At 72.1% G+C, this 14,433-nt stretch carries 13 protein-coding genes; 5 read left to right on the plus strand and 8 right to left on the minus strand.

The window, feature by feature from the left end; genetic code table 11:
- Nucleotides 1–148: 148 nt before the first annotated feature.
- Both IOD16_RS19785 and IOD16_RS19790 read right to left on the minus strand, forming a co-directional pair.
- The gene (locus IOD16_RS19785) at nt 149–1,705 is read right to left on the minus strand and encodes an MDR family MFS transporter (RefSeq protein WP_201435604.1); all 1,557 of its coding nucleotides are present in this window, start codon (nt 1,703–1,705) and stop codon (nt 149–151) included.
- Nucleotides 1,702–2,160 (minus strand): MarR family winged helix-turn-helix transcriptional regulator, encoded by a 459-nt coding sequence (locus IOD16_RS19790; RefSeq protein WP_123747557.1) that lies wholly within the window; start codon nt 2,158–2,160, stop codon nt 1,702–1,704. The genes IOD16_RS19785 and IOD16_RS19790 overlap by 4 nt, the downstream gene beginning before the upstream one ends.
- A 189-nt stretch (nt 2,161–2,349) precedes the next feature.
- Here IOD16_RS19790 and IOD16_RS19795 point away from each other — a divergent pair, with 189 nt between their 5' ends.
- Both IOD16_RS19795 and IOD16_RS19800 read left to right on the plus strand, forming a co-directional pair.
- Nucleotides 2,350–3,606: a cytochrome P450 gene (locus IOD16_RS19795; RefSeq protein ID WP_201435605.1), complete on the plus strand. Its 1,257-nt coding sequence runs from the start codon at nt 2,350–2,352 to the stop codon at nt 3,604–3,606.
- 202 nt (nt 3,607–3,808) lie between these two features.
- Entirely contained in the window at nt 3,809–4,597 is a 789-nt protein-coding gene (locus IOD16_RS19800; protein WP_201435606.1) for an MBL fold metallo-hydrolase, read from the plus strand.
- Nucleotides 4,598–4,660: 63 nt separating this feature from the next.
- Here the strand turns inward: IOD16_RS19800 and IOD16_RS19805 are convergent, their stop codons facing one another.
- The 4 genes from IOD16_RS19805 to IOD16_RS19820 form a co-directional block, all read right to left on the minus strand.
- The gene (locus IOD16_RS19805) at nt 4,661–7,096 is read right to left on the minus strand and encodes a DUF7617 domain-containing protein (protein WP_236594227.1); all 2,436 of its coding nucleotides are present in this window, start codon (nt 7,094–7,096) and stop codon (nt 4,661–4,663) included.
- A 209-nt stretch (nt 7,097–7,305) separates the two neighbouring features.
- Nucleotides 7,306–7,953, minus strand: a complete 648-nt coding sequence (locus IOD16_RS19810) for a TetR/AcrR family transcriptional regulator (RefSeq protein ID WP_201435607.1) — start codon at nt 7,951–7,953, stop codon at nt 7,306–7,308.
- A 117-nt stretch (nt 7,954–8,070) separates the two neighbouring features.
- Entirely contained in the window at nt 8,071–9,606 is a 1,536-nt protein-coding gene (locus IOD16_RS19815; protein ID WP_201435608.1) for an MDR family MFS transporter, read from the minus strand.
- A gap of 67 nt (nt 9,607–9,673) precedes the next feature.
- Nucleotides 9,674–10,291, minus strand: a complete 618-nt coding sequence (locus IOD16_RS19820) for a TetR/AcrR family transcriptional regulator (RefSeq protein WP_201435609.1) — start codon at nt 10,289–10,291, stop codon at nt 9,674–9,676.
- 391 nt (nt 10,292–10,682) lie between these two features.
- Here IOD16_RS19820 and IOD16_RS19825 point away from each other — a divergent pair, with 391 nt between their 5' ends.
- On the plus strand, nt 10,683–10,967 hold the full coding sequence (locus IOD16_RS19825) for an isoamylase early set domain-containing protein (RefSeq protein WP_123747550.1): 285 nt from the start codon (nt 10,683–10,685) through the stop codon (nt 10,965–10,967).
- On the opposite strand, the gene IOD16_RS19830 is transcribed toward IOD16_RS19825, so the two are convergent.
- Together IOD16_RS19830 and IOD16_RS19835 are read right to left on the minus strand one after the other, a co-directional pair.
- Nucleotides 10,948–12,348 carry a carotenoid oxygenase family protein gene (locus IOD16_RS19830; protein WP_201435610.1) on the minus strand — a complete coding sequence of 467 codons (1,401 nt, stop codon included), beginning with the start codon at nt 12,346–12,348 and terminating at the stop codon, nt 10,948–10,950. The genes IOD16_RS19825 and IOD16_RS19830 overlap by 20 nt on opposite strands.
- A 58-nt stretch (nt 12,349–12,406) precedes the next feature.
- Entirely contained in the window at nt 12,407–12,724 is a 318-nt protein-coding gene (locus tag IOD16_RS19835; RefSeq protein ID WP_201435611.1) for a winged helix-turn-helix transcriptional regulator, read from the minus strand.
- A gap of 91 nt (nt 12,725–12,815) precedes the next feature.
- Here IOD16_RS19835 and IOD16_RS19840 point away from each other — a divergent pair, with 91 nt between their 5' ends.
- Together IOD16_RS19840 and pip are read left to right on the plus strand one after the other, a co-directional pair.
- Nucleotides 12,816–13,415 (plus strand): NADPH-dependent F420 reductase, encoded by a 600-nt coding sequence (locus IOD16_RS19840; RefSeq protein ID WP_201435612.1) that lies wholly within the window; start codon nt 12,816–12,818, stop codon nt 13,413–13,415.
- 40 nt (nt 13,416–13,455) lie between these two features.
- Nucleotides 13,456–14,376, plus strand: coding sequence for a prolyl aminopeptidase (pip, locus tag IOD16_RS19845; protein ID WP_201435613.1), 921 nt, complete (start codon nt 13,456–13,458; stop codon nt 14,374–14,376).
- Nucleotides 14,377–14,433: the final 57 nt, after the last annotated feature.

Raw genomic sequence — 14,433 nt, forward strand, 5'->3', positions numbered from 1 at the left:
GGAGCGCGGCGGACGGCGCGGCAGTGGCCGCGGTGCCAGACCCCGACGGGTTCTCGCCAAACACCGGCCGCCGCTGCTCGCCGACCCGCGCGACGACGGGGGCCGGTGGCGCTGATCGCACCACCGGCCCCCGTCCCCCGTCCCGGCGCTAGGCCTCCGCCGCGACCTTGGGCTGCTGCTCGACCAGGTCCAGGCTGGTGCGCAGGGTGATCGGCTTGAGCAGCAGGGCCGCGACCACGCCGATGACCGCGATGGCCGCCGAGATCAGGAAGATGTGCCCGGTGGCGTCGCCGTACGCGTTGCGGACGATGTGCTGCACCGCGTCCGGCAGCACGTTCAGGTTGAGGCTGCCGCCGCCACCGCCGCTGACGGGGATGCCCGCCGCGGTCAGGTCGCGGGTGATGGCGTCCTCGACCCGCCGCGCCAACACCGCGCCGAGCACCGACACGCCGATCGTGCCGCCGAGCGACCGGAAGAACGCGATGGTGGAGCTGGCCGCGCCGATGTCCTTCAGCGGCACCGTGTTCTGCACCGCGAGCACCAGGTTCTGCATGCTCATGCCGACTCCGACGCCCACCAGCAGCATCGCGCCGCCGACCAGCACCAGCGAGGTGTCGTGGTCGATCTGGCCCAGCGCGAGGAACCCGAGCACCAGGGTGGCCGCGCCGATCACGATGTAGGGCTTGACCCGACCGGTCTTGGTGATCAGCCGCCCGGACACGATGGACGCGGCGAGCACGCCCACCATCATCGGGATGGTCAGCAGGCCCGCCTCGGTCGGGGTGTAGCCGCGGCCGATCTGGAAGTACTGGCCGAGGAACACCGCGCCGCCGAACATCGCCATGCCCACCGCCACGCTGGCCAGGATCGCCAACGCCGTCGTGCGCTGCTTCACGATCCCCAGCGGCACCACCGGCTCCGCGGCCCGCGCCTCGACCGCGACCGCGCCGCCCAGCAGGACCACCGACGCGCCGACCATGGCGAAGCTCTGCCACGACAGCCACGCGAACGAGCTGTCCACGAACGAGATCCACACCAGCAGCACGCTCACGCCGACCGCGATCAGGCTCGCACCCAGGTAGTCGATCTTCACGTTGTCCCGCCGGACCGTCTTCACCTTCAACGTGGCCTGGAGCACGAACAGCGCGACCACCGCGACCGGCACGCCGATGAAGAAGCACCAGCGCCAGCCCAGCCACGAGGTGTCCACGATGAGGCCGCCGAGCAGCGGGCCGCCGACCGTGGCCAGCGCCATCACGCCGCCGAGGTAGCCGTTGTACCGGCCGCGCTCGCGTGGCGGGATCATCGCCGCGATCACCACCTGCACCAGCGCCTGCAGGCCGCCGACGCCGATGCCCTGGAACGCGCGCGCCGCGATGAGCTGACCCGCGCTCTGCGCGAAACCGCTGACCACCGAGCCCAGCACGAAGATCACGATGGCGACCTGGACGAGGGTCTTCTTGTCGAACAGGTCCGCGAGCTTGCCCCACACGGGCGTGGTGGCGGTCGCGGTCAACAGGGTCGCGGTGACCACCCAGGTGTACTGGGTCTGCGAGCCGTTGAGCGCGCCGATGATCTGCGGCAGCGCCGTCGAGACGACGGTGCCGCTGAGCATCGCGACGAACAGCACCAACAGCAGACCGCTCAGAGCCTCCAGGACCTGGCGGTGGCTCATCGTGCCGTTGGTGGTGGCGGGTGCGCTCATCGCGCGGCCTCCAAGGTGGAGCCGAGGGCTCCTTCGACGTCAATGGTCAGGCGCCCCAGCGATTTGGTCAGCGCCTCGACCTCTTCAGGGCTCCAGTCGGCAAGCGCGCGGCTCAGGAGCCGGTCGTACCAGTCGCGGGCGACGGCCAGCTCGCCGTGCCCGCGTTCGGTCACCACGAGGATGCTGGCGCGGCCGTCGTCGGGATCGGCACGCCGTTCGACCAGCCCGTTGGCGACCAGCGCGGCCACCGCGCGGCTCACCGTGGACGGGTCGAGACCGGCGTGGACGGCCAGCTCCTTGGCGTGGCACCCGGTGGGGTTCGCGCCGGCGCGGGCGATCAGGGCGAGTGTGCCGATCAGACCGGGCGGTAGCGAGTGAGGTCGCTGCTTGACCATCCGCACGACCCTCAGCAGGTCGCGCAACCGGTCTTCCAGCTCCCGCGCGACGGCGTCCATGCCGTCCCCCCATCTCCTCGCATTGCTTGCCACATACAACTATCATCTAAACTTGCACGACGTGCAAGTTTGCCCGGTGTGCAGTGAGTTACAACAAAAAGCTGCACAGCGTGCACGTTTTGGTACCGTGGGTCACCGTCACCACGCCGAGCAGCGGCCCGGTCACGCCGGGTCGGGAACGGACCGCCGATGACCACCGCTCCCCCGGGCAAACGTCCCTCCTCCGGCCGACCGACCGTCCCCCTGCCGCCCGAGCTGACCCGCCGCGACGCCGGCCCGTTCGACCCGCCGACCGCCCTGACCCGCCTCGGCGAGCAGGGGCCGGTGCACCGGATGGCCATGCTCGACGGCGACCCGGTGTGGATCGTCACCAGCCACGAGCTGGCCCGCACCCTGCTCGGCGACCCGCGGCTGAGCTCGGACCGGTTCCGCAGCCGCCGCGTGCTGGAGAAGCTGCCCCAGCCGGTCCGCGCCAGGTTGACCGACGCCCGGGCGCGGGCGGGCAGCTTCATCACCATGGACCCGCCCGAGCACACCCGGTACCGCAAGCTGCTCACCGGCCAGTTCACCGTGCGCCGGATGCGTCAGCTCGAACCGCGCATCCAGCGGATCGTCGCCGACCACCTCGACGCGATGATCGCCGCCGGACCGGGCGCCGACCTGGTGCGGGCGTTCGCGCTGCCGGTGCCTTCCCTGGTCATCTGCGAGCTGCTCGGCGTCGAGTACGCCGACCGCGACGAGTTCCAGGAGCGCACCGGGAAGCTGCTGCGCCTGGACCTGCCCGTGGCCGAGGTGATGCGGCTCGCCGACGAGCTGCGGGCCTTCATGCACGGCCTGGTGCGCGCCAAGCGCGCCGAGCCGACCGACGACATGCTGTCCGGCCTGATCGAGGCCGACCCGACGCTCACCGACGACGAGCTGATCGGCATGGCGAACCTGCTGCTGGTCGCCGGCCACGAGACGACGGCCAACATGCTGGCGCTGGGCACGTTCGCGCTGCTGGAGCACCCCGGGCAGCTCGCCGCCCTGCGCCAGGACCCGGCGCTGGTCGGCGGCGCGGTCGAGGAGCTGTTGCGCTACCTGTCGATCGTCCACCTCGGCGTCGTGCGCACCACGCTGGCGGAGGTGGAGATCGCGGGCGAGGTGGTCCCGGCCGACTCGACGGTGCTGGTCTCCGTCCCCGCGGGCAACCGCGACCCCCACCACTACCCCCGGCCGGACGAGCTGGACGTGACCCGCGCCCGCGGGCCGCACCTGGCGTTCGGGCACGGCGTGCACCAGTGCCTCGGCCAGCAGTTGGCCCGGGTGGAGATGACGGCCGGCTTCACCGGGCTGCTGACCCGGCTGCCCGGCCTGCGGCTGGCCGTGCCGGCGGCGGAGGTCCCGATGCGCGACGACATGCTGGTCTACGGCGTGCACGCGCTCCCGATCACCTGGGACGCCTGAGCGCGCCCCCGATCGGCGGCGTTTGGCCGACTTTCGTCACGGGCACTCCGGGATGGGCAGACCGCCGATCTCGACGTCATCCGCCCTGGGGTCGAAGAATCCGAGCGGTGACCACAAAGGACATTCCGGGCCATGGCTCCGCTCTGCCCGAGAAGAAGGCCGGCGCAGCCATGACCGCCACCCCCCTGAATCGAGGTCATCCGTGACGACCGAAATCCACGTGACAACCCTGGGCCACTGGTCGAACTCGAGCGCCGGCCCCACCACGTCGTTCCACCTGGCCGCGGACGACGCCGAGGTGATGCTCGACGTCGGCGTCGACCCGGTCGGCAGGCTCCAGGCCGCCGGCCTGTCGCCGACCGACGTCACGCACGTGTACGTGTCGCACCTGCACTCCGACCACGTCGGCGGGTTCGCCAACTTCGTGTTCACCCGCAGCCTGCTCAACCGGGCGGGTGACGTCCCACTGCTCAAGCTGACGATCGTGGGGCACCCGTCGGTCCTGGCCGGGCTCAAGGAGCTGCTGCGGGTCCAGTACCCGGAGCGGGAGTTCGACCTCGCGTGGGTCGAGTGCGCCGAGGAGCCCGTGGCGCTGGGCGGGCAGCTGACGATGCGGCTCGTGCCGACCGACCACCCGGTGCCGTGCTACGGCGTCGTGGTCGAAACCGGTCGGGCGAGGATCGGGTTCACCGCCGACACCGGCCCGGTGCCCTCGCACCAGCACGACTTCGCCGGCTGCGACGTGCTGATCGGCGAGGCGTTCGGCTTGCGGGGTGACGTGGGCGAGAGCATCCACCGCCGCGGCCACATGACGGCCGAGGACCTCGGCGAGCTGGTGGCGGCCACCCGGCCGAAGTTCGTGGTGCCCTTCCACTTCGGCCAGGAGTACGCGGACGCGGACAAGCGCGCCGAGCTGCTGAGCGCCTGCGGCGCGGCGGAGGTCACCACCGTCGACCCGGTCGACGCCAAACCCGTGACCATCGGCGGCTGACCACGCGCGTCCGGCCGGTGAGGACGTCGGGCGTCCCCACCGGCCGGGTGACGTGCGCCGTGCTCAGCCCAGCAGGCAGAGCAGGGAGCAGGCGGTCGCCGAGGACCACGCCGAGTACGACGGCGGGGTGCCGGCCGGCGAGTTGCGCGGCGTGTACTTCGCCTTCGCCTGGTTGGTCATCGGGTACAGGGTCAGGAGGGCGTAGGTGGAGCAGTAGAAGGTCTTCGTCTCACCCGGTTGGAGGGTGAACGTGCCGGCTGCCGCCTCGCACGCGGGCTCCTCGTAGTCCACGACCCGGGCGTCGGTGACCGCCACCGGGCCCTGGTTGGTCACCGTGATCCGCCAGTACGCGGTGGCGTTGAGCAGTCCCAGCGTGCCCACGGGCGCCTTCTTCGCCCACGGTCCCGACCCACCGGGTCCGCAGTGGGACACCGTCTTCGAGGCGCAGATCTCCTTGTCCACCGTCACCACCGGCTGGCAGGCCGCGCCGGGCGCGACCGGGACGGTGACGGTGTTGGAGGTGAACGCGCCGGTCGCGTCCGTGCCGGTGGCGGTGTTGGCGACATCGGCCACGGCGCAGGCGGCGCTGATCGTGGTGCGGAAGCACACCTGCGGCGTGTCGCCCGTGAAGTCGACCACCAACCGGGGTTGGTTGCCGCCGCCGAAGTCGGCGCCGCTGGTCAGCACCAGCGTGGTGGTGACGGCGATCGTCGGGTGCGCGGTCGGCGACACGCCGCTGAGGTCGACCGAGCCGTCCGGCGCGAAGCCGGGCGTGGCCACGGTGGCTCCGTCCTGGTCCACGACGGTCACCCGGGACGCGCCGAAGTCGACGTTGCCCGGCGTGACGCCGACGAGCCGCGCGGAGCCGTAGCCCTGCACGTGGTCGGTGTCGCCGTCGCAGTAGAACGCGCCCGGCGTGAGCGAGACCTGGCCGCCGGAGCGCACGCACGGCGAGCTGCCCGTGAGCGGGTCCATCGAGAACAGCACGCCCGCGTCGCCGAGACCGATCATGCAGCCCGTCGGGACGTCGTAGGCGTAGCCGTAGTCGCGGGTGTTGCCGCCGCTGACGCCGGGGTGGGTGATCGGGTTGGGCAGTCCCGCGCACGCCGCCGCGGTGGTCCAGTCGTGGCAGACCGCCGCGCCCGCGTACGGGCCGCCCCAGATCGCCAGGTAGCTGCGGAGGTGGCCGTCCGGGTCGGTGATCACCTCGGGGTTGAACGCGATCACGCCGGCGGGCAGCGCGGCCACCGAGGACGGTGCGGGCAGCGCCGAGCCGTCCAGCGCGTAGCAGGTGGTCACGTCGGGCGACCCGGTCATGGTGGAGCAGGCGCCGACCTGCGCGCCCGTCGTGCTGTACGCGGTGTAGGCGTTGTAGGTGTAGTTGCCGGCCGCGCCGAGGGGCCGGGGCGCGGCCCACCCGGCGCACGCGGCGGCGGTGGTCGGGTCGAAGCAGCCCATGGCCGCCTGCAGGCCGGTGTTGGGCCGCGACGACGAGGCGAACACCTTGCCGGCCACGACCGTCATCGCGCCGTAGAAGTACAGGCTGCTGGGCGTGTCGCCGCTGGGCGGGACGATCGGCGCGTACGGCTGGCCGGGGCAGGCCGCGCGGGTGGCGACGGTCCAGCAGGTGACCGCGCCCGTGCTGGCCACGCCGTAGAGGTTGCCGCCGACCTCGACCAGGCCGGCCAGGCTGTACACGCCGGACGGTGAGCCGCCGGCGGCCATCAGGGGCCAGTAGCCGCAGTTCGCGGCGGCGGCCAGGTCCAGGCAGCCGACACCGACCGACGAGGGGGTCACGGCGGCGTAGAGGACCTGCGAGGTGTTGGCCGGGTCGCGGAAGTACTGCTGCGCCATCCCGCTGCCGATGTCGCCGGTCGCGCCGCTGCCGAGCGGGCCGGGCGTGGTGTTGAGCGGCTTGGGCCACGGTCCGCCCGCGCAGAGCTGCCCGGTGGCCAGGTCGCTGCACACCACCTTCGCCACGTTCGGGGCCGCGTGGTGGTAGATGTTCCACGCCTGGAGGGCGCCGGTGGGCGTGCGGTGCAGCAGCGGGGTGAACCCGTCGCCGCCGGTCGCCGTGGTGGCCGCCTGGACGGGCGGGGTGAGCAGGCCGGACAGCGCCGTGCCGCCGGGCCGGGCGTCGGGGTTCTGCGCGCGCACCGCGACCACGCCCGAGGCGGGTTCGGTCGCCTGGAAGGTGCTCCCGTCCGTGGACCAGGACGGCGACCACCCGGGCGGCACGTCCAGCGAGCCGGGGACGTAGGACTGCCCGGCGCCGATCGCGTCGGTGATCGTCGCCTGCCCGGCGGCGGCCGCGTTGTTGTCGTAGTCGACGACCCAGGTGGCCGTGGCGCCGTGACCGGCGGGTGAGGACACCCCCCGGACGGATTTCGTCAACGTCGACACGGCCGCCGCGGCGGGGTCGGCCGCCGCGCCGGGGACCGTGACGGCGAAGGCCACGAGCGCGCCCGTCGTCAGAACCATGACCAGACGTCTTCGCATGACGGTTCTTCTTTCCCACAGCCGGAACTCGGGGTCGTCCGGGACCCCAGGCACGCTAGGGACCTGCACCGATGCCGAGGTCCGAGGTCACCCGGCTGCGGCGCACGAGCATCCCGACAGCGCAGCGCCGACGGGATCGGCCCATACCGGGACGCGTCATTCCACGTCGGCGCCGCACGGCATTTCACCCGGGTGCGCCCGATTTCGGCCTACTGCGCGCCGGGTGGACGCGATAGACGGCGGCAACCGGGCGAGTCCTGGTCGCCGCTCGGGTGAACCGCGGCGAAACCCGCCTCCAGCCGGTCGATCATCACGTCGATCAGCTCGGACAGCTCGGGGCGTTCGGCGGCGTCCAGCCACCAGCCGACGACCACCCGCAGGGTCGCCATCACGGTGGCCGCGAACATCGCCGGGTAGAGGTCGGTGGTCGGGTCGACGCCGACCCGGGCCGCGACGACGGCGGCGAGCTCCCGTTCCTGCACGGCGAACGCGGCGATCTGGTGCGGCAGCAGGGCGGGCGTGCGGCGCAACGCGCGCAGCTGCGCCACCCGCTCCGGGTCGATGCGGTCGGGCACCACGTCCACCAGGGCCGACCGCAGCGCCGGCAGCACCGGCTCGCCTTCGGGGCGGGCGGCGAAGGCGTGGACGAACGCGGCGGCCGTGGCCACGTCACCCGCGACCACGGCCTCCTCCTTGGAGGAGAAGTAGTTGAAGAACGTGCGCAGCGAGACACCCGCCTCGTTGGCCACCTGTTCGACGGTCACCCCGTCGAGGCCGTGCTCCACGCACAGCCGCAGGGCGGCGTCGGCCAACGCCGTCCGGGTGGCGAGCTTCTTGCGTTCGCGCAGTCCTGACACGCGCGAAAGTGTCGCACTTGTCCGACCGTGAGCCGGACAAGTGCGACACCGTGTCTTCCCGCGGCCGAGCCGCGACCCGCCAGGTCAGCGGCCCGTCGGCGGCCTCTCAGCGGCCCCTCAGTGGCCCGCGGCCATCTCCGCCGCCAGCCGCTCGTCACCGCTGAGCGTCTTGAGCGGCTTCTCCTTGATGAACAGCACCGCCACCAGCGCCAGCACGGCGATCGGCGCGCCGATCAGGAACAGCTCGGCGGTGGCCGTGGCGTAGATCTCGCGCACGATCACCCGCACCGGCTCGGGCAGCAGCGACAGGTCGGGCACCGCGGCCTCGCCGCCGGTGGGCGCCGGGCCGAACTTCTCCTCGCTCAACGCGGTCACCCGGTTCGCCAGCACCGCGCCCAACGCGCTCACGCCGATCGCGCCGCCGAGGCTGCGGAAGAACGTGAGGGTCGAGGTCGTGGCGCCGAGGTCGCGGGCGGGCACGTCGTTCTGCGCGGCCAGCACCAGGTTCTGCATGAGCATGCCGACGCCGACGCCGAGCACGGCCATGTGCACGCTGACCATGAACACGCTCGTGTTCGCGTCGATCGTGGCCAGCAGCAGCATCCCGCCGACCATGATCACGCCGCCGGCGACCAGGAACGCCTTCCACCTGCCCCACTTGGTGATCAGCTGACCGGCGACGGTCGACGACACCAGCAGGCCGAAGATCATCGGCAGGCTCATCAGGCCCGCCTGCGTCGGCGTCTTGCCCAGGCCGATCTGGAAGTACTGCGACAGGAACACCGTGCCGCCGAACATCGCCACGCCGACCAGCGCGCTGGCCAGCGTCGTCAACGCCACCGTGCGGTTGGAGAAGATCGTCAGCGGCACGATCGGGTCGGTCGCCCGCGACTCGACCCACACGGCCAGGCCCAGCAGCACCACGCCGGCCGCCACGAGCACCGCGGTCCACGCCGAGGCCCACTCGAACTGGTGGCCCGCCAGCGTCGACCACACCAGCAGCGTGGAGACGCCGCCGACGATCAGCACCGCGCCCAGGTAGTCGATCTTGACTTCCTTGCGCACGATCGGCAGGTGCAGCGTGCGCTGGAGCAGGAAGATCGAGGCGAGGGTGAACGGGACGCCGATGAAGAAGCACCAGCGCCAGCCCAGCCACGAGGTGTCCACCATGACACCGCCGATGAGCGGGCCGGCGACCGTGCCGACGCCGAACACCGCGCCGAAGATGCCCGCGTAGCGGCCCATCTCGCGCGGCGGGATCATCGCCGCCATCACGATCGTGGCCAACGCCGTCATGCCGCCCGCGCCGAGGCCCTGCACGACGCGGCTCGCGATGAGCACCTCGACGTTCGGGGAGAAGCCCGCGATGAGCGAGCCGACCACGAACAGGCCGAGCGAGAGCTGGATGAGCAGCTTGCGGCTGTAGAGGTCCGCGAGCTTGCCCCACAGCGGCACGGTCGCCGTCATGGCCAGCAGCTCGGTCGTGACGACCCAGGTGTAGACGGACTGCGAGCCGTGCAGGTCCGCGATGATGCGCGGCAACGCGTTCGACACGATGGTCGACGCGAGGATGGCCATGAACATGCCCAGCATGAGGCCGGACATCGCTTGCACGACGTCCCGGCGCGAAGTCGTGCCGGTTTCGGTGGACATCGGATCCCCCCAGTTGTCTTCGACTGTGACGCGGTGTTGCGGATCGGTGGTGCGCGCGGCTCGTGGTTCAGCCGCGGTGGCCGCGGGGCGGGTGGGCGAGCCCCGCGGCGATGAGGTCGAGCGTTTCGGCGAGCAGGTCGTGCAGCGGCGCGTCGGTGCTCGACCAGCGGGCCACCGCCACCCGGAACGCCGCGCCCGCCGCCGCGCCGAGCAGCTGCGGGTAGGTGTCGTCGGCGGGCAGGCCGACCCGTTCGGCGATGCCGGCGACCAGCTCGCGCTCCAGGGCCTCGCCGCCGGAGAACAGCCGGGCCAGCAGCACGGGGTGCTGCTGGACCACCCGCATCCGCCGCAACCAGAACTCCCGGTCGTCCGCCAGCTCCGCCGCGATCTCCGCCAGCAGCGCCTCCCGCACCGCCGCGCCGGCGGACAGGTCCGCCGGTTGGGCGAGCACCCTCGCGCGGACGCGCGGGCCGGCTTCCGGATCGGGACCGAGGACGGCGTCTTCCTTGCTGGCGAAGTAGTTGAAGAACGTGCGCGGCGAGACGTCGGCGGCGGCGCTGATGTCCTCGACGGTCACGTGGTCGAGGCCGTGCTCGGCGACCAGGCGGACGGCGGCGTGACCCAGAGCCGCGCGGGTCTGCCGCTTCTTGCGGTCGCGGAGCCCTTCGGCCGCCGGTGTGCTCACTCGATCAGGGTAGGAAAAAACCTGCACTTACTGCAACTTTGCAGGGACTGCACAGTTTGTGATCCCGCTCTCGCCCGCCGACCCCCGGTCGCGCCCATCCAGCACCCATCCCGCACCCCCGTTCCCGCGGCTTCCCGCCGCGGCCGGGCGATTCTGCGGCAACACCCGGGTCTTGCCGCAAGCCCCCTGTTGCGCTATAAGTTGGAGGTGGACAGGAGTGATCACCCCTCCTCCCCCCTCGCCGCGCAGGTCGACGGCACGTTCCCGCGATCACGTCACACCGACGGGTGACCGTCGACCGCCTTCGGGCGCGCCGGCTTGAAACGCCGCCACCGCACCGCGACGCTGGTGCCCCCGAAGGCATGGCAAGATCGACTCGCGAGGGAGGGCGATGCTCCGCAGCACTCGCCTGTTCGGCCCGAAGCGCCGCGTGACCTTCTCACTGCCCTTGGAGCAGCCGAGCGGGCCGGTGAGCGTGGTCGGCACGTTCAACGACTGGACCCCCGGCGTCCACGAGCTGGTCCCCCGCCGCGACGGCACGCGCACGGTGACCGTGATCCTCTCGCCCGGCACGCACCGGTTCCGCTACCTCGGCGACGGCGGCGTCTGGTTCGACGAGCCCGACGTGCCCACCGTCGACCCCGACGGCTGCGTGCTCACGATCGACGCGACGTGAACTGACCGTGGAAGCCGAACGGGATGGCGTGCGGCACGTCGGCCCGTGCGATCTCGGTGAACGTGGCCGCGTCGAGCACCAGCAGGCCGGACCGCCCGGCCTCGGCGTCGAGCACCACTGACAGCAGCACGCCGTCGTCCTCGGCCCGGCCCCCCGGCGTGGGCACGAACACCGGTTCGCCCGGGTAGCGGCCGGGCTCGTGCCACCGGCTGGTCCGCCCGCTGGAGACGTCGAGCTTGACGAGCTGGTCGAGGAAGTCGCGCGTGCCGTTGTCGCGGGAGCCGACGCCGTAGGCGTACCGGTAGTCGCGCCCGTTGTGCGACCCGTACGCGATGCGCGGCAGCTCGAAGGAGTCCGACGCGAGCCGCCGCGACCGGATTCCGCCGCCCGAGAGGTCGACCTCGTACCGCGTCGGGAACGCCGCCGGCAGCTCACCGTCGCCGCGCACCCGGTCCAGGTACAGCGCGTCGACCACGCCGGAGTCCGGGTAGGCGGCGATGTCCACGACGACCCGCCCGTCCTCGTCGTAGGCGTTGATGTGGTGGAAGGCGAAGAACGCGTCGGTGCGCTCGTCGGCGACCACCGAGCCGTCCCGCTGGTCGAACACCACGAACCGGGTGCCCAGCTCCGGTCGCCACCGGTAGTTCTCGATGAACGGCTTGGCGCGCAGGAGCAGCGACAGCGGGTTGACCACGAGCGGGAACACGGCCAGCACCACGTGCCGCTCGGTGACGGCGAAGCTGTGCATGTAGCCGGGGCGGTCGGCGGGCAGGGAGGCGAGCACCTCGCGGGTGCGGCCGCGTTGCCGGTAGATCCGGTAGACGCTGCGCCGGCCGAACTTCAGCACGTAGTTGACCAGGTCGCCGGTGAGCGGCGCCCGGTGCGGGTGCGCGGTGGTGACGTGGCCGGAGATCGCGTCGTCGTAGTCGGCGAGGCCGACGGTCGCCAGCGTCTCGCGGTCGAACTCCACCGCGAGGGGCGTCTCGGTGAGCGCGAAGTCCCGGTCGCCGTCGGACACGACGTTGACGTTGGCGTTCGACGTGCGGCGCAGCCGGGGGTGGGTGAAGAAGCGGCTGAAGATGGAGCGGCACGGGTCCGTGGCGAACTCGCCGAACGCGATGTGCCCGTCGTCGCGCGCCGCGCGGAAGCTCGGTGTCTCCAGGTAGCGGTTGCGGTAGGTCACGGCGCCGTCGGCGAAGCCGAAGCGGTGCAGCATCGCCAGGCCGTCGAACCAGTGGCGGAACGAGCCCTTGTCGGTCTCGAACTTGGCCGGGCCGTTGCGCACCAACGTGCCGGCCAGCCAGGGCGGCAGCTCGCCGCGCACCTCCAGGTCGACGTCGACTTCCCGGTCGAGGGTCTCGAACCCGGCCCGCACGCCCATCACGACCCACCTCCACAGAACGGTGTTACACAACAATGTTATAAAACACCGTTTTGCTTCAGCCGTCAAGCGTGACCTCGTCACCCCGCTCGTGCGCCCACCGGCCGAGCGCGTCGATCGGACCGAGCAGGCTGCGCCCGAGGTCGGTGAGCCCGTACTCGACCCGGTCCGGCGACACCGCCCGCACCACCAGGCCGGCGCCCTCAAGCCGGCGCACCGTCTCGGTGAGCACCTTCGGCCGGATACCGCCGATCACGCGACGCAGCTCGGCGGGACGGCGCGGGCCGTGGCGCAACGCGTGCAGCACCACCGGGTTCCAGGTGTTGGCCAGCAGGTCGAACGCCTGCCGGGCGCGGCAGTCGGCGAGGAAGTCCACGGGCGGCCCCCCTGGGTCGTGGACACCGTTCGGTGCCCGCCGGGCTTTCTAACGTCGACCCCAGCCAATCACTTCGACGGAGGAGGAGAGCGTGCGAATCGGTGTGCTGGGGTCGGGCGGGATGGCCGACGCGCTGGGTGGCCGGTGGGTCGGGGCGGGGCACGAGGTGGTGATCGGCGGGCGTTCACCGGAGCGCTCGCGGGAGCTGGCGGCCAGGATCGGAGCGGCGCCCGCGACACCGGCCGACGCGGTGGCGTTCGGGGACGCGGTGCTGCTCGCGGTGCCCGCGGCGGTGGCGGCCGAGGTGCTCGGGCACGCGCCGGGACGGGTGGTGGTCGACTGCACCAACTCGGTGGTGCCGGGCCGGTTCGTGCTGGACGAGCCGCGCGCCGCCGTACGACTCGCCGAGTCCTCGGCAGCGCACGTGGTGAAGGCGTTCAACCTGTGCCACGTCGACGTGTGGCGACAGCCGTCGCCCGCCTTCGAGGGCAAGCCGCTCGGGGTGCCGCTGTGCGGCGATTCGCCCGACGCGCTGGGCGTGGTGCGCGAACTGGTGCGGTCGACCGGGTGCGTGCCGGTGGACGGCGGACCGCTGGAGCGGGCCGAGCTGCTCGAGGCGATGACGGCGTTCGCCATCGGGCTGTGGGTCGGCGGCGCGGACGTGAGGGCGATGTTCCCGACAATTCCGTAAGCACTAATATAACAGCACTGTTGCACCTGGAGGAGGAACCGTGCTGTACCCGGAGATCGAGCCGTACGACCACGGCATGCTCGACGTCGGCGACGGGCACCACGTGTACTGGGAGGTGTGCGGCAACCCGGACGGCAAACCGGCCGTGGTGCTGCACGGCGGGCCGGGCTCGGGCTGCACGCCCCGCGCCCGGCGGTACTTCGACCCGGCCGCGTACCGGGTGGTGCTGTTCGACCAGCGCGGCTGCGGCCGGAGCACGCCGCACGCGGGGCACCCGGTCGTGGACCTGTCCACCAACACCACCGATCACCTGGTCGGCGACCTCGAACGGCTGCGCGGGCACCTGGGCATCGACCGGTGGCTGGTGTTCGCCGCCTCGTGGGGCTCGGTGCTCGGCCTCGTGTACGCGGAGCGGTTCCCGCACCGGGTGTCGGCGATGGTGCACGCGGGCGTGGCCACGGGCCGCCGGTCGGAGACGGACCTGTTGACCACGGGGTTGGGGCCGATGTTCCCCCGGGCGCACGCCCGGTTCCGCGAACTCGTGCCCACCGGCGACCCGGCCGCCGGGTACCTGGAGCTGCTCCTCTCCCCCGATCCCGCCGTGCACCGCCGGGCCGCCGAGGAGTGGTGCGCGTGGGAGGACGCGTTGCAGCCGCTGTCCTCCGGGCTGCGCTTCGAGGTCCCGGAGCACGCGCTGGCGTTCGCCCGGCTCGTCACGCACTACTGGGCGCACGGGTCGTGGCTGCCGGAGGGGATCGTGCTGGCGGAGGCGGACAAGCTCGCGGGCATCCCGGGCGTGATCGTTCAAGGAACGCTCGACCTGGGCAATCTGATCGGCACGCCGTTCGACCTCGCGCACGTGTGGCCGGACGCGGAGCTGGTCCTGATCTCCGAGACCGCGCACGGCGGCAGCGACGCCATGACCGCATCACGGCGCGCGGCTACTGACAAATTCCGGTAACACCCGGAAACTCGGTGCGATGCACTGGTGGCGGACCGCCCCCGGGGTGGTCGACGG

Source organism: Saccharothrix sp. 6-C (assembly GCF_016695385.1).
GTDB lineage: Bacteria > Actinomycetota > Actinomycetes > Mycobacteriales > Pseudonocardiaceae > Actinosynnema > Actinosynnema texasense.